Annotated in this window: 25 protein-coding genes and 1 tRNA gene; 22 read left to right on the top strand and 4 right to left on the bottom strand. The window is 68.0% G+C overall.

Annotated elements, in window-relative coordinates; translation table 11 throughout:
• The first annotated feature begins 126 nt into the window (after positions 1 to 126).
• From ACIBL4_RS27485 to ACIBL4_RS27465, 5 genes are all read left to right on the top strand, one after another.
• Positions 127 to 1,422 carry a replication initiator gene (locus ACIBL4_RS27485; RefSeq protein ID WP_399414486.1) on the top strand — a complete coding sequence of 432 codons (1,296 nt, stop codon included), beginning with the start codon at positions 127 to 129 and terminating at the stop codon, positions 1,420 to 1,422.
• Entirely contained in the window at positions 1,415 to 1,627 is a 213-nt protein-coding gene (locus ACIBL4_RS27480) for a helix-turn-helix domain-containing protein (RefSeq protein WP_399414485.1), read from the top strand. The genes ACIBL4_RS27485 and ACIBL4_RS27480 overlap by 8 nt, the downstream gene beginning before the upstream one ends.
• A complete protein-coding gene (locus tag ACIBL4_RS27475; RefSeq protein WP_399414484.1) occupies positions 1,627 to 2,784 on the top strand; it encodes a tyrosine-type recombinase/integrase in 1,158 nt (385 codons plus the stop codon). Before ACIBL4_RS27480 ends, ACIBL4_RS27475 begins: the two co-directional genes overlap by 1 nt.
• A gap of 1,736 nt (positions 2,785 to 4,520) precedes the next feature.
• Positions 4,521 to 5,282, top strand: coding sequence for a hypothetical protein (locus ACIBL4_RS27470; protein WP_399414483.1), 762 nt, complete (start codon positions 4,521 to 4,523; stop codon positions 5,280 to 5,282).
• A gap of 360 nt (positions 5,283 to 5,642) precedes the next feature.
• Entirely contained in the window at positions 5,643 to 6,905 is a 1,263-nt protein-coding gene (locus ACIBL4_RS27465; RefSeq protein WP_399414482.1) for a hypothetical protein, read from the top strand.
• A 176-nt stretch (positions 6,906 to 7,081) separates the two neighbouring features.
• Here the strand turns inward: ACIBL4_RS27465 and ACIBL4_RS27460 are convergent, their stop codons facing one another.
• Together ACIBL4_RS27460 and ACIBL4_RS27455 are read right to left on the bottom strand one after the other, a co-directional pair.
• Entirely contained in the window at positions 7,082 to 7,783 is a 702-nt protein-coding gene (locus ACIBL4_RS27460) for an AAA family ATPase (protein ID WP_399414481.1), read from the bottom strand.
• Positions 7,780 to 8,538, bottom strand: a complete 759-nt coding sequence (locus tag ACIBL4_RS27455) for a GntR family transcriptional regulator (RefSeq protein WP_086853373.1) — start codon at positions 8,536 to 8,538, stop codon at positions 7,780 to 7,782. The genes ACIBL4_RS27460 and ACIBL4_RS27455 overlap by 4 nt, the downstream gene beginning before the upstream one ends.
• 739 nt (positions 8,539 to 9,277) lie before the next feature.
• Between ACIBL4_RS27455 and ACIBL4_RS27450 the strand changes: the two genes are divergently transcribed.
• From ACIBL4_RS27450 to ACIBL4_RS27380, 15 genes are all read left to right on the top strand, one after another.
• Entirely contained in the window at positions 9,278 to 9,457 is a 180-nt protein-coding gene (locus ACIBL4_RS27450) for a hypothetical protein (protein ID WP_355714096.1), read from the top strand.
• 96 nt (positions 9,458 to 9,553) lie between these two features.
• Positions 9,554 to 9,823, top strand: a complete 270-nt coding sequence (locus tag ACIBL4_RS27445) for a DUF6284 family protein (protein WP_399414480.1) — start codon at positions 9,554 to 9,556, stop codon at positions 9,821 to 9,823.
• Complete coding sequence (locus ACIBL4_RS27440) at positions 9,820 to 10,266, top strand: Pycsar system effector family protein (protein WP_399414479.1); 447 nt, start codon at positions 9,820 to 9,822, stop codon at positions 10,264 to 10,266. Before ACIBL4_RS27445 ends, ACIBL4_RS27440 begins: the two co-directional genes overlap by 4 nt.
• Positions 10,267 to 10,322: 56 nt before the next feature.
• The gene (locus ACIBL4_RS27435) at positions 10,323 to 11,408 is read left to right on the top strand and encodes a conjugal transfer protein (protein WP_399414580.1); all 1,086 of its coding nucleotides are present in this window, start codon (positions 10,323 to 10,325) and stop codon (positions 11,406 to 11,408) included.
• Positions 11,408 to 11,800, top strand: a complete 393-nt coding sequence (locus tag ACIBL4_RS27430) for an RRQRL motif-containing zinc-binding protein (protein ID WP_399414478.1) — start codon at positions 11,408 to 11,410, stop codon at positions 11,798 to 11,800. Before ACIBL4_RS27435 ends, ACIBL4_RS27430 begins: the two co-directional genes overlap by 1 nt.
• A gap of 2 nt (positions 11,801 to 11,802) precedes the next feature.
• Entirely contained in the window at positions 11,803 to 12,120 is a 318-nt protein-coding gene (locus ACIBL4_RS27425) for a hypothetical protein (RefSeq protein WP_399414477.1), read from the top strand.
• 2 nt (positions 12,121 to 12,122) lie between these two features.
• Positions 12,123 to 12,317, top strand: coding sequence for a hypothetical protein (locus tag ACIBL4_RS27420; RefSeq protein ID WP_399414476.1), 195 nt, complete (start codon positions 12,123 to 12,125; stop codon positions 12,315 to 12,317).
• 68 nt (positions 12,318 to 12,385) lie between these two features.
• Complete coding sequence (locus ACIBL4_RS27415; protein WP_399414475.1) at positions 12,386 to 14,512, top strand: FtsK/SpoIIIE domain-containing protein; 2,127 nt, start codon at positions 12,386 to 12,388, stop codon at positions 14,510 to 14,512.
• 204 nt (positions 14,513 to 14,716) lie between these two features.
• Positions 14,717 to 15,181 carry a hypothetical protein gene (locus ACIBL4_RS27410; protein WP_399414474.1) on the top strand — a complete coding sequence of 155 codons (465 nt, stop codon included), beginning with the start codon at positions 14,717 to 14,719 and terminating at the stop codon, positions 15,179 to 15,181.
• Positions 15,182 to 15,271: 90 nt separating this feature from the next.
• A complete protein-coding gene (locus ACIBL4_RS27405) occupies positions 15,272 to 16,000 on the top strand; it encodes a DNA methylase (RefSeq protein ID WP_399414473.1) in 729 nt (242 codons plus the stop codon).
• On the top strand, positions 15,997 to 16,920 hold the full coding sequence (locus ACIBL4_RS27400; RefSeq protein WP_399414472.1) for a bifunctional DNA primase/polymerase: 924 nt from the start codon (positions 15,997 to 15,999) through the stop codon (positions 16,918 to 16,920). The genes ACIBL4_RS27405 and ACIBL4_RS27400 overlap by 4 nt, the downstream gene beginning before the upstream one ends.
• Before the next feature lie 86 nt (positions 16,921 to 17,006).
• On the top strand, positions 17,007 to 17,348 hold the full coding sequence (locus ACIBL4_RS27395; protein WP_399414471.1) for a hypothetical protein: 342 nt from the start codon (positions 17,007 to 17,009) through the stop codon (positions 17,346 to 17,348).
• Positions 17,345 to 18,490 (top strand): DUF3631 domain-containing protein, encoded by a 1,146-nt coding sequence (locus tag ACIBL4_RS27390; protein WP_399414470.1) that lies wholly within the window; start codon positions 17,345 to 17,347, stop codon positions 18,488 to 18,490. Before ACIBL4_RS27395 ends, ACIBL4_RS27390 begins: the two co-directional genes overlap by 4 nt.
• Before the next feature lie 185 nt (positions 18,491 to 18,675).
• Positions 18,676 to 18,876 (top strand): helix-turn-helix domain-containing protein, encoded by a 201-nt coding sequence (locus tag ACIBL4_RS27385; RefSeq protein WP_399414469.1) that lies wholly within the window; start codon positions 18,676 to 18,678, stop codon positions 18,874 to 18,876.
• A complete protein-coding gene (locus ACIBL4_RS27380; protein ID WP_399414468.1) occupies positions 18,876 to 20,024 on the top strand; it encodes a tyrosine-type recombinase/integrase in 1,149 nt (382 codons plus the stop codon). Before ACIBL4_RS27385 ends, ACIBL4_RS27380 begins: the two co-directional genes overlap by 1 nt.
• Positions 20,025 to 20,091: 67 nt before the next feature.
• Here the strand turns inward: ACIBL4_RS27380 and ACIBL4_RS27375 are convergent.
• Positions 20,092 to 20,167, bottom strand: a tRNA-Arg gene (locus tag ACIBL4_RS27375).
• Between the two features lie 128 nt (positions 20,168 to 20,295).
• On the opposite strand from ACIBL4_RS27375, the gene ACIBL4_RS27370 reads away from it, so the two are divergent.
• On the top strand, positions 20,296 to 20,478 hold the full coding sequence (locus ACIBL4_RS27370; protein ID WP_399414467.1) for a hypothetical protein: 183 nt from the start codon (positions 20,296 to 20,298) through the stop codon (positions 20,476 to 20,478).
• 173 nt (positions 20,479 to 20,651) lie between these two features.
• Positions 20,652 to 21,413 carry an SDR family NAD(P)-dependent oxidoreductase gene (locus tag ACIBL4_RS27365; RefSeq protein ID WP_399414466.1) on the top strand — a complete coding sequence of 254 codons (762 nt, stop codon included), beginning with the start codon at positions 20,652 to 20,654 and terminating at the stop codon, positions 21,411 to 21,413.
• A 31-nt stretch (positions 21,414 to 21,444) separates the two neighbouring features.
• Here the strand turns inward: ACIBL4_RS27365 and ACIBL4_RS27360 are convergent, their stop codons facing one another.
• Positions 21,445 to 23,220: a helix-turn-helix domain-containing protein gene (locus ACIBL4_RS27360; protein ID WP_399414465.1), complete on the bottom strand. Its 1,776-nt coding sequence runs from the start codon at positions 23,218 to 23,220 to the stop codon at positions 21,445 to 21,447.
• Positions 23,221 to 23,224: the final 4 nt, after the last annotated feature.

Below are 23,224 nucleotides of genomic sequence, written 5' to 3'. Positions count from 1 at the left end.
TACCGCCAAGCATCCGCCGCCCCGGGGGCCCTCTCCCTCCAGCCGAAACCAGAAGGAGAAGCCATCATCACCCGCGCCACTCCGCCCCCGCTCCACGAACTCGGCGAACTGGCCGCCCTGGGCACCATGCCCGCACTCCTGCGCCAGCTCGCCGGCCTCGGCGGCTGCACCCACCCGATCCGCCTCGACGGCCACCGCACCGAGTACGACGTCAACCCCCGCACCGGCGAGATCGGCAACGTCCTCCACCACCTCAACTCCTCCAGCCTCCCGGCCGGGCACCTCCTGGTCCGCTGCAACAACCGCCGCACCACCCGCTGCGCGGCCTGCGCCGAGGTCTACCGCCGCGACACCTTCCACCTGATCACCTCCGGACTGCGCGGCGGCAAGGGCGTCCCCGAACGCGTTGCCGCACATCCGCGCGTGTTCGCCACCTTCACCGCGCCGAGCTTCGGCCCGGTCCACAACCGCCCCACCGGCCCGGCCGATTCGGTCCGCCGCTGCCGCTGCGGCACGCTCCACGACCAGGACGACCCCGCACTCGGCACCCCGCTCGACCCGGACACCTACGACTACGAAGCGGCCGTGCTCTGGAACGCGCACGCCGGTCCGCTGTGGCGGCGCTTCTCGACCTACCTGCGCCGGGAGGTCGCCAAGCGCGCCGGGCTCACACAACGGGCCTTCCGCGAGTACGCCCGGGTGTCCTTCGCCAAGGTCGCCGAGTACCAGAAGCGCGGAGCCGTCCACTTCCACGCCGTCATCCGCATCGACGGCCCCGAGGGAGGCGACACCCCGCCACCTGCCTGGGCCACTGCCGAGCTGCTGACCGACGCCACCCAGGCCGCCGCTGCCGCCGCTCGCGTGGACGGCCCAGTCATCGACGGCCGCGCCCACGCCTTCGCTTTCGGCCGTCAGCTCGACGTGCGCACCATCCGCTCGGCCGACCTCGACGGCGGCCAGGAGCTGACCGAACAGGCCGTCGCCGCGTACATCGCGAAGTACGCCACCAAGGGTGCCGAGACAGCGACGGGAGCTCTGGACCGGCCGCTGAAGTTCCTCGCCGAACTCGCCCAGCTCGACATCAGCGACCACGCCCGCCGACTCATCCGCACCGCCTGGACGCTCGGCGCACGCAAAGACCTCGAACACCTCCGCCTGCGGGCATGGGCCCACATGCTCGGGTTCCGCGGCCACTTCTCCACCAAGTCCCGCCGCTACTCCACCACCCTCGGCGCCCTCCGCGACGCCCGCGCCGAATGGCGCCGCGCACAAGCCGCCGCAGCGGCCGAGAACGACCAGGACACGACCCTCGTCCTCGCGCACTGGGTCTACGCCGGGACCGGCCTCACCGACGCCGAAGCCTGGCTAACCGAAACCCTCGAACCTGCCCCCGGAACGGAAGGAGAGCCCACCCATGGCTGACCGCTACCTGACCGTGTCGCAGGTGGCCGAACTCCTCGGCACCACAGAACGCTTTCCTCGCCGCCTGATCGCCGAGCGACGCATCGTGTTCGTCAAGGTCGGCCGACACGTCCGTATCCCGGAGAGCGCACTGAACGCCTTCATCGACGCCCATACGGTGCAGCCGATCGGCCACCGGCGCAGCTCCTTGCTGAGGGCTGCCTGATGGCCAACAAGAAAGGGAGGCGACGAGACTTCGGCTCGGTGCGGCAGCTTCCGTCCGGCCGTTGGCAGGTTCGCTACCGGGACCCGGAGACGGGGCAGCTGCGCCCGGCGGAGAAGACCTACCCGACCAAGACGGACGCCCAAGTCGCCCTGACACACATCGAGTCGGACATCACGCGTGGGCAGTGGTCAGACCCGGACGCCGGGGCGGTGAACTTCCAGGAGTACGCCACCGCGTGGCTGCGGGATCGGAAGCTCGCTGACCGGACCCGTGAGCGGAACGAGTCGGTGATGCGGCTACACATCCTGCCCGCCTTCGGGGCCGGGAGTGTGGCCGACGTGACGACGGCCCGGGTGCGCGGCTGGCGCGGCAAGCTCCTCGCGGCCGGCGTTGGTGAGCCGACGGTGGTTAAGGCGTATCAACTGCTGCGTGCCCTGATGAACACAGCTGTAGACGACGAGCTGATCCGGCGCAACCCGTGCCGGATCAAGGGCGCGGACCGCTACGACGTGCCCGAGCGGCCCGTCCTCACAGTGGCAGAGGTCTTCGCCATCGCCGACTCCATCGCGCCGCGCTACCGGCTGCTCGTGCTCCTTGCGGCCTTCACCACTCTGCGGTTCGGGGAGCTGGCAGCCCTGCGACGCCGAGACGTCGACCTGGAGGGACTGACTGTCACCGTGCGCCGTGCTCAGGCCGAGCTGCAGGACGGTCGGCTCTTCGACAAGGCGCCGAAGTCCGCTGCCGGGGTGCGCACCGTCTCCTTCCCGGCCGAACTGCTCGACGCGGTCACGCACCACCTGGAGCAGTTCGCCGCTCCTGGCCGTGAGGGTCACGTCTTCGTCGGGCCGCAGGGTGGGCAGTTGCGGCGCAGCAACTTCCGCGACGACTGGGTCAAGGCCCGGAAGTCAGCTGACGTCACGGCCGAACTGCACTTTCACGACCTACGGCACACTGGCAACACGCTCGCCTCCACGGCCGGGGCCAGCACCCGGGAGCTGATGACGCGGATGGGGCACAGTAGCTCCCGAGCCGCGCTGATCTATCAGCACATGACCAGCGACCGGGACAGGGCCATCGCGGACCGCCTTGGGGCCATGATCCGGGGCGGCGGGGGAGTGGCCTCGGCATCCCCCGGAGAGGACGCCGAGCGGACTTAGTGGCACGCGTGTGGCACGGCGCCTGAAACGGCTAAGGGCCAGCCTGGGAGGAAACCCCTCCTGAGCTGGCCCTTCTGGCTGTGCCCCCGGCAGGATTCGAACCTGCGACACCCGCTTTAGGAGATCATCCGGGTGCTCCGCTGGTCAGCGCTGAGGCTTGCCCGTCTTCCATGAGTGGTGTGCGGTCGATCCTCCCAGGGCGGCAACGTGCGTTGGTGTTGCCGTCAAAGACTGCCGTCACTCCACTGCTTCCCCTGGCCCGCTTCAACGTTGGGGACGTCACGGATCATTGCCTGGCACGAGGCACCGACGCTCCCACAGCGGTTTTCAAGAGCATCGCGCGCGCCTTGAGCCATCGCAGCGCTCTGACCTCTATCGATATGGGGCTACGCGGCTCAACCGCCTGTGCTGGCCCATACATGGCCCACAGCCCTCCGTTGGGGCGTGGCCGAAGGAGGCAGGCAAGCCAGGTGGGTCGAGACCCGCTCTGGGAGTCGATCGCTGGCGCTCTGCGTCGCAAGGGCGTGGACAAGTGCGGTGGCACGCGCGCCGAGCGAGTGCCGCCGGCTCGCCAGCCTCGCGAAGTAGCGCACTCAAGTGCGTACTGAACTTCCAGGCGCACCGCGATCATGCTAATTAGGCGGCGGAGGTCGAAGCACACATCGCCCTGTTCGTCTTCCCCAGGAGTTGCGGCCCACAAGGGGACGGGTGACGATGAAAGAACACTGCAGCTCCCTTAAACAGGGGAGAATTATGGCCAGAGTCAGCATTAGTGGTGATGTGCCTAATCTCAGGATGTTGCTCGAAGATTTGAATCGGGATCCTGAGTTCCGAGCTGTAGCAGCGGCCCGCATGGTTCCCATGGAATCAGACGACTTCGGGCTAGGCAACGCACATCTCGCTACGCTCGTGATCGATCTCGCTCTTGGACTCGCTGGCAACGCAACATATGACCTTCTCAAAACTGCGGTCGCGGCTGCCCGAAGAAGGGGTTTCGTTTCCACAGAAGGAATGGAGCATACCGAGGATCTAAGGGAATCCACGGAACACCCGGAGGCCTAATGTCTTCACCGCCACTTTTGTCGGCTGGGGCGTGCGGTTGGCACCTCGATCTCAGAAGCCACATCATGTTCAGTCCGACCCAATTTGGGGGAGACGCAGAGACAGGGGAATTTTGGCGTGTGACGTTTCAGCATGAAATCTCACATTGGGTCCGATATCAGACCTCGAGCATCGGTCTCCTCCTGACTCTGCTACAGCGGGCACAGGCCATAACAGCCCAGCGAGCCATAAGCGAGCTATCCACCTCAACACGTTCAATGATTGTGGACCGCGCCCGAAGAGGCGAACCAATCTGGACGTTCGACTCAGGCTATAATCCTTCATTGGCGGGAGAAGATTTTGCGCTTATGGGCCAGGCGTGGCTAGACCTTGAATTGGCATACCGAATACTTTTCGACGCCTCTAAGGTTCCTACACCGCTTCGCTGGTCTCCTGACGATGCGATGAGCAGTGCGATATCTGACGCTTGGCGAGCAGCCGCTTGCTTCCCCGGAATGCTGCCACATCCTGGGAACGATATCGCGGATCATATCTATCGTGGCAACGTGTACCTCGTGGCACCTGGAGGGGTCCATCTAACAACTCGCTCTCTCTGGGAGTGTGCCTCAACCCTTGACGAGATTCGGGCATCAGCCACAGGAGATGACGAGGGAGCATTGGCAGAATTGAGGCGAATGGCTGGTTATAAGCTACAGGATCCCGTCTACGGAGGTCCCTGGAAAGTCGCCAACGAGATTACTCATGGAATCAATACGGTCGCGATGTTTTTGGTGGCCGTTCACATCGCAACTAATCCACCGCTTCCATATTGGGATCAAACAGTAACGGACCTTTCATGGGACGACCTGTATCCCCCGAGTCGATTCATGAAAGTTTACAAATTCCTCCACGACAACAGATTCTTTCGCGAGTTCAGAACCTTTCATCCGGACGACTATGATGATGTTATCGATGCGATCATTCAAGGAAGCGGGATTAAATGCGCATCCGCCCTCGGAGAGGACAGCATGGGCCTGGACCTTCACCCCGGGGTACGGCAGGCATTGGTCGGAGATCTCAATGCAGTAATCAAGAGCGGTCTCTTTCTGCGATCTGCTTGGGCAGGGCATCCATCGCGGTTTATCTTGCCCGCGAAGTCTGAACCTATCATGACAATGCCGGATAGCGACGGATCTAAAAGGTTTCACGAAGTGGAGGCTGCATCCCATCCTCCTTTTCTGCAATTCGCAGGCAAGCAAATGGGAGTCGGGATGTTGACTGATGAACAGGGGCACTATTACTGCATTGGCGCATGGTCTCATAACACGCTGGATCAGCTTATCCGTGGGAATCCAATCGGGGACCACACGTACCTACTCGATGACCTAAGAGGTTTTGACGAGGAATTGCAGATGTTCCACGACCTTTTTCTGGCCGGCGCCGTGGTCAGCTGGTGATGAGCAACTCGGCCTTGGCGCGTGGTGCGCTGAACCCAGGGTGACATCGCTGCCACGACGGTTTTCAAGAGCGTCAAGCATGCAGGACTAACGTGCTGGTCAGGGGCCTGTCAGCTCCCGCAAGGGGGGACCCGGCCCACACATGGCCCATGAGTCCGGGTTTGGTCCCTCGCCGCCACCCTTGCGGGGGTCACCTGCTCAGGCGACGCCACGCAACGGAACCCGGTCTCGTCCTCATTCACCGTGTCGTAGGCGTCTTTTGAACAGCAGGCGCCCCGGAAAGGGGGGCGCGAGAAGCGTGATCCACCTGCCGACGCCTATGCGCTCGCCAGCCGCTCCCCACGGGAGTAAAATCACAAAATGGCAAACACTTACACCTTCCAGCTTCCCGCCAATCAACTTCCGTCTGAGATCTCCGCCCTCCTTCTTATTCAGTGGGTCGGAGTCATTTCCGCTGATCATCTTGGCCTTACCTCCACGGGCTCAGGGGGATCGAGCGACGGCGGCCAGACGTATACATTCGGTGACGTGACGAGTAGCCACTTCATATTGGAAACGACGGAAACCTGGGATGAGTGGACGCTGGCTACTACCAGCCTGCCGAACGAGGGAGTGGTTGTTCCTGTCATCGAAGAGGCGTTGGCTAAGGTGGCTGCCCAAGATTTCGGACCCGATGTCGTTTACGAGATCGGCATGAAGACTGCGACAATCGGGATCGACTCGGGGATATTCTTCCAACTCATGCGGGCACTGGGGGACCAAGTAAGAATCGTCGGAAAACGACGCCTATGCGACCGTGTTTTGTTGGAGTTTACTGAGACTCCCCCAAAGGTGCCAGGTACTCATATGCTTTTTGCGCCCGAGACCACTATTCGGGCGCTCATCTTTAGCCCTGGACCATCAGCCGGAGATCTATCGCGCCGTACTGCGGCTGGAATAGCCGAGACAGTAGCGTCCATCTGCACCCTGGCCTTGGGCAGAGTGGTTAACCTTCCGCCTGCCGCAACAACCTTCCCGGCCACAGAGGAGGTGACTGAGGAAGCGAAGTCGATCCAAAGCGACCCAAGCATCCTCACATTGGCTCGCAACAGCATTTCCCTTGACATCTTTGGTGACCTCGCAGCGCTGGGCGGGACAGAAGCCACAATACGAGCCCAAAGGGCTCTGCTTTCGTATCACAGTGCACTGACCCAAAGCAGCACCGATGTTGCCACCATGCTCTTCATCTCAGCAATTGAAGCATTGATCGCTCCCCACCAGGAGTGGGGCAAGGAGAAGGTGACCAAGCGATTCATCAAAGGAGTCCAACAACTCTGCCCAAACACAGTCAATGAGCTTATGGCACACCCCAACGTAGAGGTCGCGTTTGGGTTGAAGCTGAAAGGTAGCCCGTCCAAGCGTCGCTACGCCTTGCTAAATCAGCTTTACGACATGCGCTCCGTACCTACGCACACGGGTATTGGACTTTCAAGCAGTGGTGCTCTGACTGCCGCCAGTGATCCGGGAAGTATGCGGTTCGCGCTACTGTCTGATCTCACGCGCGCAGCCATTCTCGGGTACTTGCAGGGGCCGTTTTCCTCTCTCGTAGGGCATCCACAAATCGATCCGCCAGCCACGGCCTAGCCGCGTCCGCTTCCTCAACTCCCCCGCCCTGAGCGCCGCGCCGCGAGAATCTCTGCCTGATTCCGCGCAATGGTTTCTCGTACGAAGATTTCACGGTTTCGAACGATACTCTTCGCCTCTTTTGCATGAATGAGACGGAAACTGAGACGGAGGACGCGCATGCGCCGACCATGACCTCAGCCCTTCCGTGCCGTCTCGTCGATGGGCGCGGCCGCGTCCAGTGCCGAGAGCACGGCCGCAGGATCGCCGGCGTACGTGATGTGCGGTTCGTCCGACTTGGGAGGGACGAAACGGTTGCGGTACCGCTGAAGGTCGCTCTCGGAGAAGTAGATCGCGTTCGGATCATGCGCATGATCCTCATTGCGTTTGCTGATCCGTGACCAGAGCTCTTCATGGCTTGCGTCGAGATAGACCAGTATCGGTGCGGCGCCGGCGTCGGTCGCGATGGCTCGCCACCGGGCACGGTCGTCCGGAGTCCAAAAGCCGTGGTCAACCACGACATCGCGCCCCGCGAGGAGTAGCTCGCGCAGTTCAAGCGCGATGTCTTCAAGGACCGGCCGCTCAAGGGTCGGGAAAGTACCGCGTGGGAAGTCGACCCCATACACGCCATGGCGACGGTACATCTCCTCATCCGGGCACAGGCGTACGAACCCGCGATCAGTGAGTGTGCGGGAAAGCGTGGTCTTGCCGGAGCCGGGAAGGCCGGCCATCAGGACGCAGAACGGTGGGCGTGGGGACATGGGGCTCGTCAGGGTCTCGAAGATCGCGGTCATCTCTTGTTCGGCTTCGGGCGTGATTGTGCCAGCCCTGCGAGCCGCAAGCAGTGCGCCCAAGCGGTCTTCGAGCGCACTCGCGAGCGTGTCATCCATGACCGTCACGAGGAAACCTCCGATTCCGTCCGCCATGTGCGACCAGGGCCTCCCAGGTCGACGCCGTACTCCACGATGCTTCCCTCGCTGTTGACGAACTTAGCTGTCATCACGACCACTGGTTCGGCCGGCGGGTCACTGGGGTCTAGCTCCAGAAGCTGCGCGTCCTCGGCTGTGAGCAGGCGTGCAGAGGCCGTGTCGATGCGATGGCTGATCGGGTGGCCGGTCGCCTCGGCGATGAGCTGGAGTGAAGTACCCCCGGTCAGGCGCTCGCTCATGGTCAGTTGGGGGATCAGCTTCGCGTACCGAGCAGGGATCCAGGACGTGCTGTGCGCCACGATGCCGTGTCGGTCCCGGTAGACCCGGCGTCGGCGGATCACGTCGGAACCAGGCTCGATGTCCAGAGCCTCAGCCACCTCGGCAGGGGCGGGCACGACAGCGGCCTGGTGCGAGTCGGACCGCTCGCCAGACCCCCAGCTCGACCCGGTGCGGCGGCCCCGGTCCTGACGCTGGGAACCGGAGGACATCGGGGCCGGCAGGTCCATGACCTCGGTCCCGATCCCGTGAATCCCTCTGACCAGGCCATCGTTGCGCAGCTTGCGCAGGGCCTTTTCCGCCGTTGCGGTGCTTACGTTCCACTCCTCCGAGAGCTTCTTGATGCTCGGCAGAAGCGTTCCGGGCTGTAGCTGACCCGAGGCGATCAGCTCCGCATAGTGGGCGGCAATACGCGCGTACGGCGCCCGATTGTCGGCCTGACCAGCCATTACGTCAGCTCCCTCGTCTAAGTGCCCTTAGGTTCCCTAGCTTACCGCTTGACACCGCAGGGAACCCTAGGGAACCTTAGGGATGTGCCCGCCGGTCAGCTCGACCGATCGGCGGTTACCGAACCTCGACATGCCCTGGGCCTAAACGGTCCTGGTCAGAGGGGGTGGCAGCGCCCGGAGGAAGGCCCGCAGGGGTGAGTACGAAGGAAGCGCCGGCTGGTTGAGAACTCAACAGGGTTTCGAGTTGACGGGGCGTTCGTGCCCCGTCCCCGTAGCGGCCCGGGTGATGGCCGTCGGCGGCCACTTCGTGGCGGGCGAACCTGTCCCGTCCTGCGTGCCGGCTCTGGAGAACGTCCGTCGGGATCATCCCTTCCTCACGGGAGGTCAGCCCGTCGGGTGCTACCTGGTGCGCGCCGCCCTGCTGGCGTCAGAGCAGTGACGATGACGCGCCCGACTTTTCCGGCTCGGGACCGGTGCTCCGTGGCAACGGCACACCGGTGAAGCCGTGTTCCTGCGTCCTGTTGGACGTCGGTGTGAACCGACGCCATATCCAGGCGCCGCCGCTGCGGACCGATCGGCGGCGCCCGAGCGACTTCCGGTCCGCTTCTTCCTGGTTCCGCAGCGACGCTGCGGCCGGCTGCCTCTCCCGTCCGTCCGTTCCCCGCGCTGCGTGAGGACGTACGGACGGGAGCGCGGGGAGCCGCGAGGGCTTCACCTTCACCAGTCGAGAGGACTGTTCATGGACCGCCTGAAGGCACAGGCCGCGAAGAACCGCGAGGCGGCGAAGGTGCTGCGCCGACGAGGCAAGGACACCGCCGCGAAGGAGATGGAGGCTCGGGCCGACGAGTTGGAGTCGGGCCGGGTCACCGACTGCACCGACGCCGTCAGTGGCCTCATCTCCTGGGCCTTTCGCCGCTGACCTCAGACCTGCTTCATCCATAAACGGCGCGCCCCCGGTGCTGGAACACCGGGGGCGCTGTTCGGGCCGTTTCACCTGCTAGGGAGACCACGACCCATGAACCACATCGTCACTGTTCAGGACGCTGTTACCGCGTTCCCCGACTTCATGGAACCGACGGACGCCGAGCTGGACGCGATCGAGCAGGAGATGCCCGTCATCCTGGCGGACGTCGACCTGCTGGACGCGCAGATCATCACCCTGGACCGCATCCCGACCGAGCTGGACAACCGGCGCCTTCGCCGGGCCCGCCGCCGGGCGCTGGCCGCGCGTCTCGCCCTGGCCAACCGCACTGTCGGCGCTGCCCTGCCGGGGGGTGCGGCATGAGCGCCACGGAACGGAGCCTGACGGCCGCGCACGCCGAGGTGAAGGCGGAGATCACGCGAACCGACACCAAGACCGGTCTCCTGCTGGCGTTCGTCGGTGCGGTGCTGGCCAGCGCATGGACGGTCGCCCGGGACCTGCCGATGAACCTGCCCGCCTACCTCGTGGGCGGGGCCGGTATCGCGCTGCTCGTGACGGCCGCCGGTCTGCTGCTGCGCTCCACCCGGCCGAACCTGCGCGGCCGGCACGGGTTCCCGCTGTGGGCCACGCTCACGGCCGAGGAGATCGCCGACGCCGTCGCGACCGACCTTGCTGCCGACATCGCCGGACTGTCCCGCCTGGCGGTCGCCAAGTTCACGGTGCTGCGCCGCGCGGTCGATCTGACCTGCGCCGGTGGGGCCCTGCTCATCCTCGCCGCTCTGCTCACCGTGGGGGGTGCCCGGTGAACCCCACCAAGCTGACCCGCGTTCAGATCGGAGTGCTGACAGCCGCGTTCGTGCCGATGCTCGCCACGGGCGTGTTCGGCGGGATCGGCACGTACAGCAACATCGGCCACGCCTACGGCAAGGGCACCGCGTTGGGTGCGCTCGCTGCCGGTGAGGGCGCCACCGCCGTGCTCGCCCTCGTTCTGCTGGGGCTGACCATGCTGGGGCAGTCCTCCCCGTGCATCGTGCGGGTGGGTCTGTGGGCGCTGCCGGCCGCCGCCGCCGTCATGGGCGCCATGGCTGCACCCGATCCGGGCCGCACCGTGATCTACGCGCTGACCCCGATGGGCATGTCCGTGTCGGCTGAGGGCATGGCGTTCCTCGCCCGGCGGATCGTCGTCCACACCGACGGCCGCGACGCGGAGAACGAGCGCCGCACCGCCGATCTGGTGCAGGCGCTCGCCTACCACCGTGCTCGTGCCACCCAGCACCCCAGTGACCGGGTCAGGACGTGGTCGGAGCGCAAGTCGTGGCGGCTGGCCCGCAAGGTTGGCGTCGGCGACACGGCACTCGGGTCGAGGCTGCTCGATGTGCAGCGCGATCGGGTGACCGCCGGTGCGGACGCCGCGCTCGCTTCGATGTTCGGCGGCGCCGCCCCCACGCCCGCCCTCGATCCCGCACAGCCCGCGAATGCGGAGGAACCCACCGAGACCGTTATGAAACGATCTACGGCTGAGCTGCGGGAATCGACTCCGGATCAGGTGGTGACGCTGACCCGGCTGAGTGTGCCGGATCCGGTCGCTGTCGACCTGGGCAAGTCGATTCCTCCCCTCAAGCCGGTGCCCGCGATCCCCGCCCCGATCGAGCCTGTGGCCGCGAAGCCGGTGCGAGCGGTGGCGGCGGAATCGACCCCCACGAGCCGCCGGGCGACTGGTCGACTCCCGGACGTGGCCCGACCGCCCCGACGACCCAAGCGCACCCCGGATGAGTTGCTCGCCGAAGCCCGTGAGGCGACGGCCGATTGGCCGGACGCGAAGGTGACCGCCGAGGGCATCCGCCGCGCCATCCACACCTCGCCCGTCAACGCCCGCATGCTGCGCGACACGCTCCTCAGCGAACGCGCTGAGATCGATGGTGGCGGTGACGCTGAGGCGGCGGCCTGATGTCCGCCGCGTTCGGCAAGTGCTTCGATCCCGCCGGAACCTGCTACGGCGTCCCCACCTATCCGTGGCGCTACGCCCCGGACGGGTTGGCCACGCGGCGGCAGTTACGGGCTCTGGGGCTGCGTCCCGGGGGTCAGCCGATAGCGGCGCAGGTCATGCGGGCGTCCCGCCGGTCCGGCGCCGCCCGCGTCGCCTACCTCTACCGCGTCGACCTGGCCAAGCCGGTCCGGCCGATGACGTCGCGGAAGTGGGGGGCTCTGGCGCTGGCGATGCTCGCCCGCCGCACCTGCCCCGGCTGCGGGCTCGACGCGGGCTACGTCATCCCCACCTCGCTCGGCATGTGCGTGACCTGCGCCTTCCCCGACCACCCCGAGCCTCTGAGGAGTCCTTGACCATGGGCAAGCCCGACACCCGCCGCCTGGACCGCGAGATCAAGGCGACGACTCGCAAGCTCGAAGCGGTCCAGCAGCAAGAGTTGTGGCCGCTGAACGGCTCCGAACGCCGCGCGGTGCTCGCGGCCCTGGCCGGCGGCTCCTACCGGGTCGTACGCGGCAGGAGCACGGATCGTGCCGAGCGTCGGTTGGAGTCGGCGTGGAGCGCGGCTCAGACCCGGCTCATCTCCGAACTGACCGCGTTGCAGACCGAGCGTCAGCGCATCGTCAACGAGCACGCCGCCGCCAAGAGCGCCAAGAAGCCATCGGGGTGGTGGTGACCGTGGCGCGCACCGCAGGCGAGGCTGCCCCGAATTCGCACTTCCATTGCCCGGACTGCGGGCCGCTGGTCTTCGGCGTGACCCGGGCCATCTGCGGCCACGTCATCCCCGCCCCGGTCGTCGGCGACGGCCCGGAACGCAAGTGCCCGGCCTGCAAGGCGGCCCTGCGCGCCCACAAGGCCAGTCACCGCCGCTAACCCCTGCCGCGCCGGCGCCCGTCTCTCGTCTTCCCGCCCCGTTCGGGGCAGTCAGGAGTCTTCCCGTCATGGGTGACAACGTCGTTCCCCTGCACAAGAACACCGACCCGACCGACACCGCGACCGTGACCACCCTGACCGTGGTCCCCGACCCGGCACCGCCCGCACCCGTGCCGCTGTGGGTGCGCTCCGGGCGGGCCATCAAGACCGCCGCCACCCACGAGAACGCCAAGACCGTCATGCGCGGGGTGGCCCGCCACAGCCTCTACACCGTCAACGGGGGCCGGATCGTGGCCCGCCGCACCTGGGACGGCCGCACCGGCTCCCGCTACGAGCGATACATGCGCGCGGCGGAAGCCGCGGGGAACATGGAGCTGGCCGCTGAGTGGGAGGAGCGCTTGCAGCGCTTCCGCGACGCGCGCCACCGCCGCCGCATGGACCTCCTGCACTCGCCCATGGACATGGCCAAGGGTGCGGCCGTCGGCGCCGGCATGAGCGTTGGCCTGCTGATCGCCCTCGGGGTCGTGATGGCGCTCAACACCAAGCAGGTTGGGGACGTCATCACCCCGCTGAGCGCGACCATCGAGTTCATCGGCACCCTGATGCGGATCGTTCAGATCGTCTGGGGACCGGCCATCACGATCGGCCCGTTCCTGGCCCTGCTCGCCCTGTGGGCGGTGGGCCGCAAGCAGCAGGCCGCACCCCAGTGGGCTCTGCCCGCGAATGTCCGATCGGGCGAGGGGGAGCCGATCACGCCGTCCATCGTGGTCAAGGCCCTGCGCGACCTGGGTATCGCTCCGCTGAAGAACGCCATCAAGGAGATGGGCGACGCCGGCGCCTCGATGCTCGGCCCGATCCGCATTGCCGGGTGTGGGGTGGAAGTCGATGTGACCCTGCCGTCCGGTGTGGCGACGAATGAGGTGCAAAAGCGGCGCCGCAAGCTCGCCGAGAACCTCACCCGGCACGAGCACGAGGTGTTCATCACGATCCCCGAAGCGGCCCGCACGGTGCGGCTGTGGATCGCCGACTCCGGGGCGCTGGACGAGCCGATCGGCCCGTCCCCGCTGGTCACCGACGAGACCATGGCCGCCGACTACAAGAAGGGCAAGGCGCCGTGGGGTCAGGATCTGCGCGGTGACGCGGCTGAGCTGAGCCTGTATCAGCGGCATGTGCTGGTCACGGGTCTGTCCAACCAGGGCAAGACCGCCGCCCTGCGCGCCCTGGCCCTGTGGCTGGCCCTGGACCGCTCTGTGCAGTTCTGGATCGCCGACCTGAAGGGCATCGGCGACTGGGCCATGTTCGACGGCATCGCGCAGGTTTTGATCGAGGGCCCCTCCGATGACCACGTCATCCAGGCCACCGAGATGGTCGAGGACGCGGTCGAGGAGATGAACCGGCGGATCGAGGCACAGCGGCAGGACCCGACCGTCGTGTTCCCGCCGCTGATCGTGCTGGTCGATGAGGCGCAACTGGCGTTCATGTGCCCGGTCGTCGGCGAGGACAAGCGGCCCTACGGCGGCTCCAAGGCCACGTCCCGCTACTTCATGGCCGTGCGCAAGCTGCACAACCAGGGCCGTGCGGTCGACGTGCTGATGTGGCAGGGCACGCAGGACCCCACCGACCAGAACCTTCCCAAGCTGGTCCGCGAGGGAGCCCACACCCGCGCCTCCCTCGTGCTGGGCACCGAATCACAGTCCCGCATGGCGCTGGGAGACAAGGCCGTCAACGGCGGCGCCGCACCGCACCTGCTGCGGCAAGGGCTGGACAAGGGCACCCTGGTCGTCGCCTCCGACGGCATCGACATCCCCGCCGGCCAGCCGTCCATCACGGTCCGCACCCACTTCATCGACGACGAACCCGCAGCCGAGATCGCCCAGCGGGCCAAGGCCCTGCGCGACGGGGTCACCACCCTGCGCGTGGTCGACCAGGGCGAGGAGCGTGACGCGCTCGCCGACGTGGCCGCCGTCATCGGGGATGAGGCCCGGTTGCGGACCAACGAGGTCCTCAAGCGGCTGCATGCTCTGGACCCGAAGGTCTACGGCGACCAGTGGACCAACGACCGGCTCAAGGCACTGCTGGAGGAGCACGGCGAGGAGCCGAAGAAGTCACACGGCGTCATGGTCGTCCACCGCGACCACGTCGCACGCGCCCTCGCCAACCGCGACGAGAACGGTTCCGCTTCCGCCGCCCGGTAGCGGGGAGGCACGGCCGTCCGGCCCGGGGAGGCGGGGAGAACTCCCCAACCCCCTCCCCGAGGCGCCTCCCCCACGTTGATCAGCGAAAACACCGTTTCAGGGAGGCGGGGAGCCTACCTGCCCAGACCCCCGAAACACCCCTCCACAGCACACCCCGAAGGGTGTGCCGCTACCTCCCCGGACACCCCTCGGAAGGGATTCCACATGCATGCTGACCAAACCCCGTGCCCGCCCGCCGAACGGGCCGTGGAAGTCCATCAGCCCACCCCGCTCCCGCCCGCCGTGGCCGTGCCGGCACCGGTCGTCCCGGTCCAGGCGACCACAGTGCCGGCCGTCGCGAGCATCGTCCTGCCCGACGGCCGAGTCGTCACCGGCTACGCCATCAACCCCGCCCAATCTGAGCCGGTCACTGCCAAGCCGCCCGTCTCCCGCGCGGCGGTGAACGTCGCCCTCGGAGGCGTCGGGTTCCTCGCGGTGTGCGGCGGGCTGATCCTGCTCACCTCGTTCATCGCCGCACTCACCGCGTTCATCACCCAACTGATCACCCTGGCCGCCGTCTGCTTCGGCGGATGGATCGCCATTCAGGTCTTCAGCGCGAGCGGCCACCAGGGCGGCACCACGGTCAACATCCGCAAGGCCACGTTCAAGCGCAACCACTTCCACAGCTAGCTCCGCCCGGGGCGACCGCAGTTCTTTGGCGAGACGCGGCGGTCGCCCCGGCCCAACTGTCCTCAACAGACCTGTTGGAGGTCTCCCAGCATGACGCAACCCGCCACCATCCGGCGAGTGCGCGGCCAACAGCCCCGCTTACTGGATCTCTTCTGCTGCGCTGGCGGTGCGGCCGTGGGCTACGCCCGCGCCGGTTTCGCCGTGAACGGCTGTGACATCGCCGACCGGCCCAACTACCCCTTCCCCCGCCATCGGGGCGACGCGCTCACCTACCTCGCCCACCTCATCGAGACCGGCGGCATCCGCCGGTACACGTTCGTGCACGCCTCCCCGCCGTGCCAGCACGGCTGTGCGCTGACCGTGGGAACCAACGCTTCGCAGGGTTGGGGACGCGCGCATGTCGACCTCGTGGCGCCCACGCGTGAGCTGCTGGACGCCACCGGCCTGCCGTACGTGATCGAGCAGCCCAACGGCCGCGCGAAGATCCGCAAAGACCTCACCCTGTGCGGGGAGATGTTCGGACTCGGGGTGATCCGGCACCGCAACTTTGAGGCCGGCGGCTGGACCATCACCCAGCCCGCGCACCGCCCGCACCGGGGCCGTGTGCGCGGCTACCGACACGGCCGGTACTTCGACGGCCCGTACGTCGCCGCCTACGGCAACGGCGGCGGCAAGCCGTCGGTTCCGGAGCTGCAAGCGGCGATGGGCATCGACTGGACCGACGTGCGCGAGGAACTCACCGAAGCCATCCCGCCTGCCTACACCGAGCACATCGGCACCGCGTTCCTCGCCACAGCCGCACTGGGGGTGGCGGCATGAGCGGCATCCCGACCGCCGATCTGGCCTGCCTGCCCCTGCTGGCTTCCGCACTCAGCAGCGCGGAGCGCGGCTGGCCCGTCATCCCCCTGCACCCGCGCGCCAAGCGGCCCGCCGGGCACGCCGAACGCGACTGCCCCGGCACCGGCCGGTGCGCGAGTGGACACCGCAAGCCCGAACAGCGCGCCACCACCAACCCCAACCTGATCCACGCCACATGGGCCACGCGCCCGTACAACGTGGGGATCGCGACCGGCCCGGCCGGTCTACTCGTGGTCGACCTGGACGTGTGCAAGCCCGAAGAGCCGAAAGGGGCGCCTGACGGCGCGACTTCCCTTGCGGCGCTCTGCGAGCGCACCGGCCAGACCGTCCCCACGACCTACCGGGTGCGGTCTGCACGCGGTGGGGAGCACCTGTACTTCACCGCCCCGCCCGGGGTGCGTCTGAAGTGCAGCGCGAACCGTCTCGGGCCGCACATCGACACCCGGGCGTGGGGTGGTTACGTCGTCGCTCCCGGCAGCTCGACGGCCGATGGGGCGTACGAGGTGACCGACGACGCCCCGGTGGCTCCGCTGCCCGCGTGGGTGGCCGAGCGGCTCACCGAGCCGGCCAAGTCCGTCGTCGACCTGGCCGTGGTCAGGGACGGCACCCGGGCCGCGAGGGCGGCGCTGGAACGCGAATGCGCGGTCATCGCCGCCGCGACCGAGGGTGGGCCGGACGGCCGCAACAACACCCTGCACAAGAGCGCCTGCAAGATTGCCCGGTTCGTCGCGTGGGGCCACCTGCCCCGGGACGCGGCAGAGCAGGCAATCCAGGGGGCGGGGGAGGCTACCGGACTGCCGCCGGCCGAGTGCCGCACGACCATCCGCAGCGCCATGGACTGGGTCATCGCCCACGCCACACCCCGGCAGGCAGCCTCATGACCGCCTCCAACTCCCCCCGCCTGGATTGCCCCACCAACGCCCCGAGCAGGCCGCACGCCGCTCCACAGCCTGTGGACGCTGCGGCCGTGGGCGAGCCGAAAGGCGCCGCCCGTAAGGGCGTCGTGACTGCTCTTCCCCGCTCCAACCGGCTCCCGGCGGCGGAGGTGCAGCCCGACGCCGACCCGACACCGGACCGGCCCGGCATCCGCATCTACGCCCCGCCGGTCTACCGGCACCACTACGACGGCGCCCGCTGGTCCAAGCGCTACGGCAACACCCCCACCGCCGCCTACGCCTGCACCTGCGGGCAGACCGGCACCGCCACCGGCCCCCGTGCCGTGGCCGCGCTGGTCGCCGAGCACGAAGCCCACAAGTCCGCCTGCACCGGAAACCCTGCCGCACCCCAGGAAGGGAGGACCGCCGCATGACCCCCACCATCGACGGGGCCAAGCTGCTCAACGAGGTGGAAGCCTTCCATCGCCAATTCAACGTCTTCCCGCACGAGGCCGCCTACGTGGCCGTGGCGCTGTGGGACGCGCACGCTCACCTGCTCGACTGCTTCGACTCCACGCCGCGCCTGGCGTTCCTCTCCCCGGAACCGGGGTCGGGCAAGTCGCGGGCGCTGGAGGTCGTGGAAACCCTCGTGCCGCAGCCCATGACGGCCGTCAACGCGTCCGCCGCCGCCCTGTTCCGGTCCGTGTCCAACCCCAACGGACGGCCCACGATCCTGTTCGACGAAATTGACACGATCTTTGGCCCCAAGGCCGGGGACAACGAGGAACTGCGTGGTTTCCTCAACGCCGGTCACCGCCGAACCGGGGTCACCTACCGGTGCATCGGCGACGGTGGCAACCAGACCGTTCAGGCCTTCCCGTCCTACTGCGCGGTCGCGGTCGCCGGACTCGGAGCGCTCCCCGACACGATCATGACCCGTTCCGTTGTGATCCGGATGCGTCGCCGGGCCCGCAACGAACGCGTGGAAGCCTTCCGTGCGCGCCTCCACGAGGCCGAGGGGCACAAGCTCCGCGATCGGCTCGCACAGTGGACGGAGCAGGCACGCCCGTCGGTCATGGGGGCGTGGCCGGAGATGCCGGACGGTGTGACAGACCGGCCGGCGGACGTGTGGGAACCCCTGCTCGCCATCGCCGACGCCGCCGGCGGCGACTGGCCCCAGCGAGCACGCGAAGCATGCGTGACCCTGGTGACCGCATCCAAGGCCAACGACAAAGGCAGCCTCGGGGTGCGGCTGCTGACCGACCTGCGCGACCACGTCATGGTCGGCATCGACCGCCTGCCCACAGTCGCCATCCTGGACCGTCTCAACGCCCTGGACGACGCCCCGTGGGCCGACCTCCACGGCAAGCCGCTCGACAACCGGCGCCTGTCCAAGATGCTCGCCGAGTACATGACGGCCGACAACGAGCCCATCGCCTCCCGCAACATCAAGACCGCCGGAAGCGTCCTCAAGGGCTACTACAGCGCCGATCTCTGGGACGCGTGGGCCCGCTACTGCCCCCCACCCCCGGAAAGTCCGCTACCTCCGCTACCCGGCACCGAAAACGTGGCCTGACCAGCACTAATGCGGTAGCGGCAACCGGCCTCGGTTGCCGCTACCCCGCCGCTACCTATCCGCTACCGCTACCCCTTCCCGCTACCCCTCACAGGTCCCTGACCTGCACGGTAGCGGCGGTAGCGGAAGTAGCGGACTTCCCAGAGGGGGCGGGAGTGTCCCCGCCCGAATTCCGGAGGTTCGACGTGCGCACCACCGTGCCCGAAACACCCGAAGCCTTCACCGTGCCCGAGGTCATGACCGCGCTGCGCCTGAGTCGCAGCAAGGTCTACGACCTCATCCGCTCGCGTCAGTTGGCGAGCTTCACCATCGGCCGCGCCCGCCGCGTTTCCCCTGACAGCGTGCGGGCCTTCATGCAGGAACGAATCGAGGAGAACGCAGCCTGATGGCCTCCCGTAAGAGAAACCCAAACGGCGCTGGGAGCATCTGGCAGCGCAAGGACGGTCGTTACGAAGCCCGCGTGTACGTCCCGCAGCCAGACGGCACGCGCAAGCGCAAGACGGTCTACGGCGCTACGTGGGAGGAGTGCGACACCAAGCGTCAAGAGCTGGTGCGACGGGACCGCCAAGGCATCCCGACCCCCACCCGCTCCGCGAAGCTTTCCGAGTGGCTGCCGTACTGGCTCGCGCACTACGTCCAGCCGCGACGAAAGCTCAGCACGTACGACAAGTACGAGACGCACGTTCGGCTCTACCTGGTGCCCGTGCTCGGTACCAAGCGGCTGGAGTCGCTGAGTGTTGCCGACGTGCGCCGCTTCATCACGCGCATGCAGACCACGCACACGGCCGCCACTGCCAAGGAGGCACACCGCGTGCTCCGCACGGCGCTCACGGCGGCCGTACGGGAGGAACTGATCACCCGGAACGTCGCCTCGCTGGTGGAGCCACCGCGAGTCAAACAGCGGGAGATTCGGCCCTGGTCCCTGGAAGAGACATTGACCTTCCTGGAAGCGGCGCGGAAGGACCCGCTGTACGCCGCATTCGTCCTGGCCATCGCCATGGGGCTGCGACGCGGTGAGCTTGTGGGCCTGCGCTGGTCCGACGTGGACCTGGACAACCGGGTGCTCCACGTCCGTCACCAAACGCAGCGTCGCAGGGGAGAGCTGTACGACGACGATCCTAAGAGCCGGCGCAGCCGCGTGGTGCCGATGCCTGCGCTGTGCCTCGCTCCGCTTCGCTGGCACCGGCTGCGCCAGCGCGAGGCGTTCGAGCGGACGGGCGTTGCTTGGTCGGAGAGTGGCTATGTCTTCGCCACGAGGAACGGGCGGCCGGTGGAGCCCCGGAACGTCTACCGGTCCTTCACCAGGGTCGCCGGTGACGCTGGGCTGCGAGTGGTCCGGCTGCACGATGCTCGGCACGGCACTGCCACGCTGCTGACGGCTGCCGGCGTCACGCCCCGGGTCATCATGGAGATCCTGGGTCACAGCCAGATCAGCATCACGATGGACGTCTATACGCACGTCGTGCAGGACACGCAGCGCGAGGCGATCAGTCACATGGACCGGCTGCTGAAGCGACGGCGGCCGGCCGCCTGAAAGACGACTGCCGTCAAATGGTGCCGTCAAAAGGCCCCGGACCATGATCGGTCCGGGGCCTTTTGGCTGGTGCCCCCGGCAGGATTCGAACCTGCGACACCCGCTTTAGGAGAGCGGTGCTCTATCCCCTGAGCTACGAAGGCGAGGGTGGGACCGCCACCGAGGTGGCGGCCCCTGACAGGGTAGCGGATCGGCGGTGGGGTGGGTGGGCTGAGGCCGTGGTTGCATCCCCCGGCGCGAGGCGGCGGCCCGCGCACGCACCACGGACCTGGTGCACAGGGGCACGGGTACGGCCTCTGCTCTGACCTCGGGCTACGGCTTCGCCTTCACCGTCGAGGTCCTGGCCTTCGCCGCCGCCGCGGTGTGCGCGCTCGTCCTGCTGCGCCCCTGCCCGCCCCGGACGGCCGCTGCCATACCCCCCCTTCCTTGCGCCGCCGCCCCGGACGGCCGCTGACCTACCCCGTTCCTTGCGCCGCCGCCCCGGACGGCCGCTGACCTACCCCGGTCCTTACGCCACCGCCCCGGGGCGCTGGCGGAAAGACGCCCTGGTCCGCCCGCCGCTCCGGCACCCTGATTTCGATCCGCTACGACATGTATCAAGACCAAGGACCAAGGAGCACCTCTCACATGACCGCCCGATTCAAGGACAAGGTCGTCATCGTCACCGGGGCCGGATCCGGCATCGGCCGGGCCAGTGCCAGGGCCTTCGCCCGTGAGGGCGCCACCGTGGTCGCCGCCGGGGCCCGGGCGGAATCCATCGAGGAGACGGTGCGACTCGTCGCCGAGGACGGCGGTACCGCCAGTGCCGTCGTCGCCGACGTCACCCGGCCCGAGGACATGGAGCGCCTGGTGCGCACCACGGTGGAGCGCCACGGCGGCCTGCACGTCGCGCACAACAACGCGGGCGTCTTCGGCAAGCCCACCCCGGTCGGTGACCTGGACCTGTCCGTGTGGAAGTCCGTCCTGGACGTCAATCTGAACGGCGTCCTGTTCAGCATGCAGCAGGAGATCGCGCACATGCGGGCGAACGGCGGTGGTGCCATCGTCAACACCGCGTCGAACATCGGTTACCACGGACGCCGCCCCGGCATGGCCGCCTACGCCGCGTCCAAGGCCGCCGTCAGCACCCTCACCCGGGTCGCCGCCCTGGACCACATCAAGGACAACGTGCGCATCAACGCGGTCAGCCCCGGTGCCACGGACACCAGCATGTCGCTGCGTCCCGGGGAGACCGACGCCGACCGCGCCGCCCGGCTCGCCACGACGGTTCCGATCGCCCGCGTCGCGACGACGGACGAGATCGTCAACGCGGTGCTGTGGCTGGCGTCCGACGAGTCGAGCTTCGTCGTCGGCCACGACCTCGTCATCGACGGCGGTGTCACCAGCTGATCCCACGAGAGGAACCTCCCGGGCGCGGGGCTCAGGTCAGCGACACATGGGTGAAGCGGCCGGCCGTGCGGAGGTCCGACTCGATGCGGACGGCTGTCGATGTGAGTTCGGGGAGGAGGTCCGTCACGCACTCGCGCAGGGTGTGGCGGCTGGCGTGCATCGCCGTGTTCAGGGCGGCCACCACCCGTCCGGACCGGTCGCGGATCGGGACGGCGAGGGAGCGGAGGCCCTCTTCCAGTTCCTCGTCGACCAAGGCGTAGCCGAGTCGGTCCTGGTCGTGTGTGTCCGCCAGCAGGACCCGGCCCGGGGCCGTCGCGTGTGCCGGCCGGCGCGTGCCCACGGTGATGTTCACGCTCATCACGCGGCCCGTCGCCACCCTGGCCGTGTACTGGATCTCCTCGCCCGACTCCGAGAGCACCGCCAGCGCCGTCGACTCGTGGATGCGGGACGTCAGGTCGGACAGGTGGGGCTGGGCGATCTCGGGCAGGGACGTGCGGGAGAGGGGCGGGAAGCCCAGGGAGAGGACCCGGGGGGTGAGGGTGAAGGTGCGGGGGTTCGGGGTCGTCACCAGGCCCAGGTGTTCGTAGGTGATCAGGGCCCGGCGGGCCGTCGCCCGGGCCAGGCCCGTCGCCTGGGCCACCTCCGTGAGGGTCAATTCCGGCCTGCCCTCGCCGAAGACCGTGAGGACCGTCAGGCCGCGGGCCAGGGATTCGATGAAGTCGCGGCCCAGCTGCTGCTTGGACGCACTCGTCCACAGCGCCAGGTCCGAGGGGGGCGGGCCGGGCTCCGGGGGCGGCGTGCGGCGCAGTTCGCGTTCCATCTCCGTCACCGCGGAGCGCAGCCTCGGCAGCAGGGTCGTGCGCAGGTCGTGTGCCGTGTGGCGGCTCGTGTGGCTGACCACGCTCGCCACGCAGGCGATCTTCCGGCTGTCGCCCGTGTGCGCGGACCGGACCGGGACCGAGACCGCCACCAGGCCCGGTTCGATCAGCTGGTCGTCGAGGGCCCAGCCGTTCGCGGCCGCCTCTTCGGTGCGGCTGACGAAGGCCTCGTCGCTTCGGTGGTCCGCTCCGTACTTGCGGGGCGGTACGGCCGTGAAGGACAGGTCCCTCGGGTCCGACGCCCTGCGGTCCCGCCAGCGCTGCCAGTCGGTGTCGGTCCACTGCGTCGCGAACAGCGGGCCCGGGGCGGTGCGTTCGGCGGGGAGCAGGTCGCCTATGCGGAAGCTCAGGGACATCGCGCGGCGGCGGGTCGCCTGGTGGATGAAGCGGATGCCGTCGCGGTCGGCGACCGCCAGGGACACCGACTCGTCCAGTTCGTCGGCCAGGGCGTCCGCCCGGGCGGAGAGGAGCGCGGGGAGGCGTAGGGCGGCGAGGTAGGCGTTGCCCAGTTCCATCAGGCGGGGTGCCAGGTGCACGTCCCTGCCGTCTACGCGGACGTAGTCCATGCGGGCGAGTGTGGCCGTGATGCGGTCGATCGTGGAGCGGGCGAGGCCGGTGGCGCGTTCCAGGGCGCTGAGGCTCAGCGTGCCGTCCGCCTCGGTCAGTTCCCGCAGGACCGCGATGCCGCGGATCAGCGGTGTGACCGCCTCGGTGGGCGCCCCGGCCCCGGCCTCGGTAGACGGTGCGCTCAGCGGTGTGACCGCCTCGGTGGGCGCCCCGGCCCCGGCCTCGGCAGACGGTGCGCTCAGCGGTGTGACCGCCTCGGTGGGCGCCCCGGCCCCGGCCCCGGAAGAAGGTGAGGCAGCCGCCCCCGTCCCCCCGGCCCGGGGGGCCGCCTCGTGGGCGTCGTTCGTGGGCTTCGCTGGCATCGGC

The organism is Streptomyces sp. NPDC050416 (assembly GCF_044458845.1).
Lineage (GTDB): Bacteria > Actinomycetota > Actinomycetes > Streptomycetales > Streptomycetaceae > Streptomyces.
This window is presented reverse-complemented; position numbering and strand designations above follow the sequence as displayed.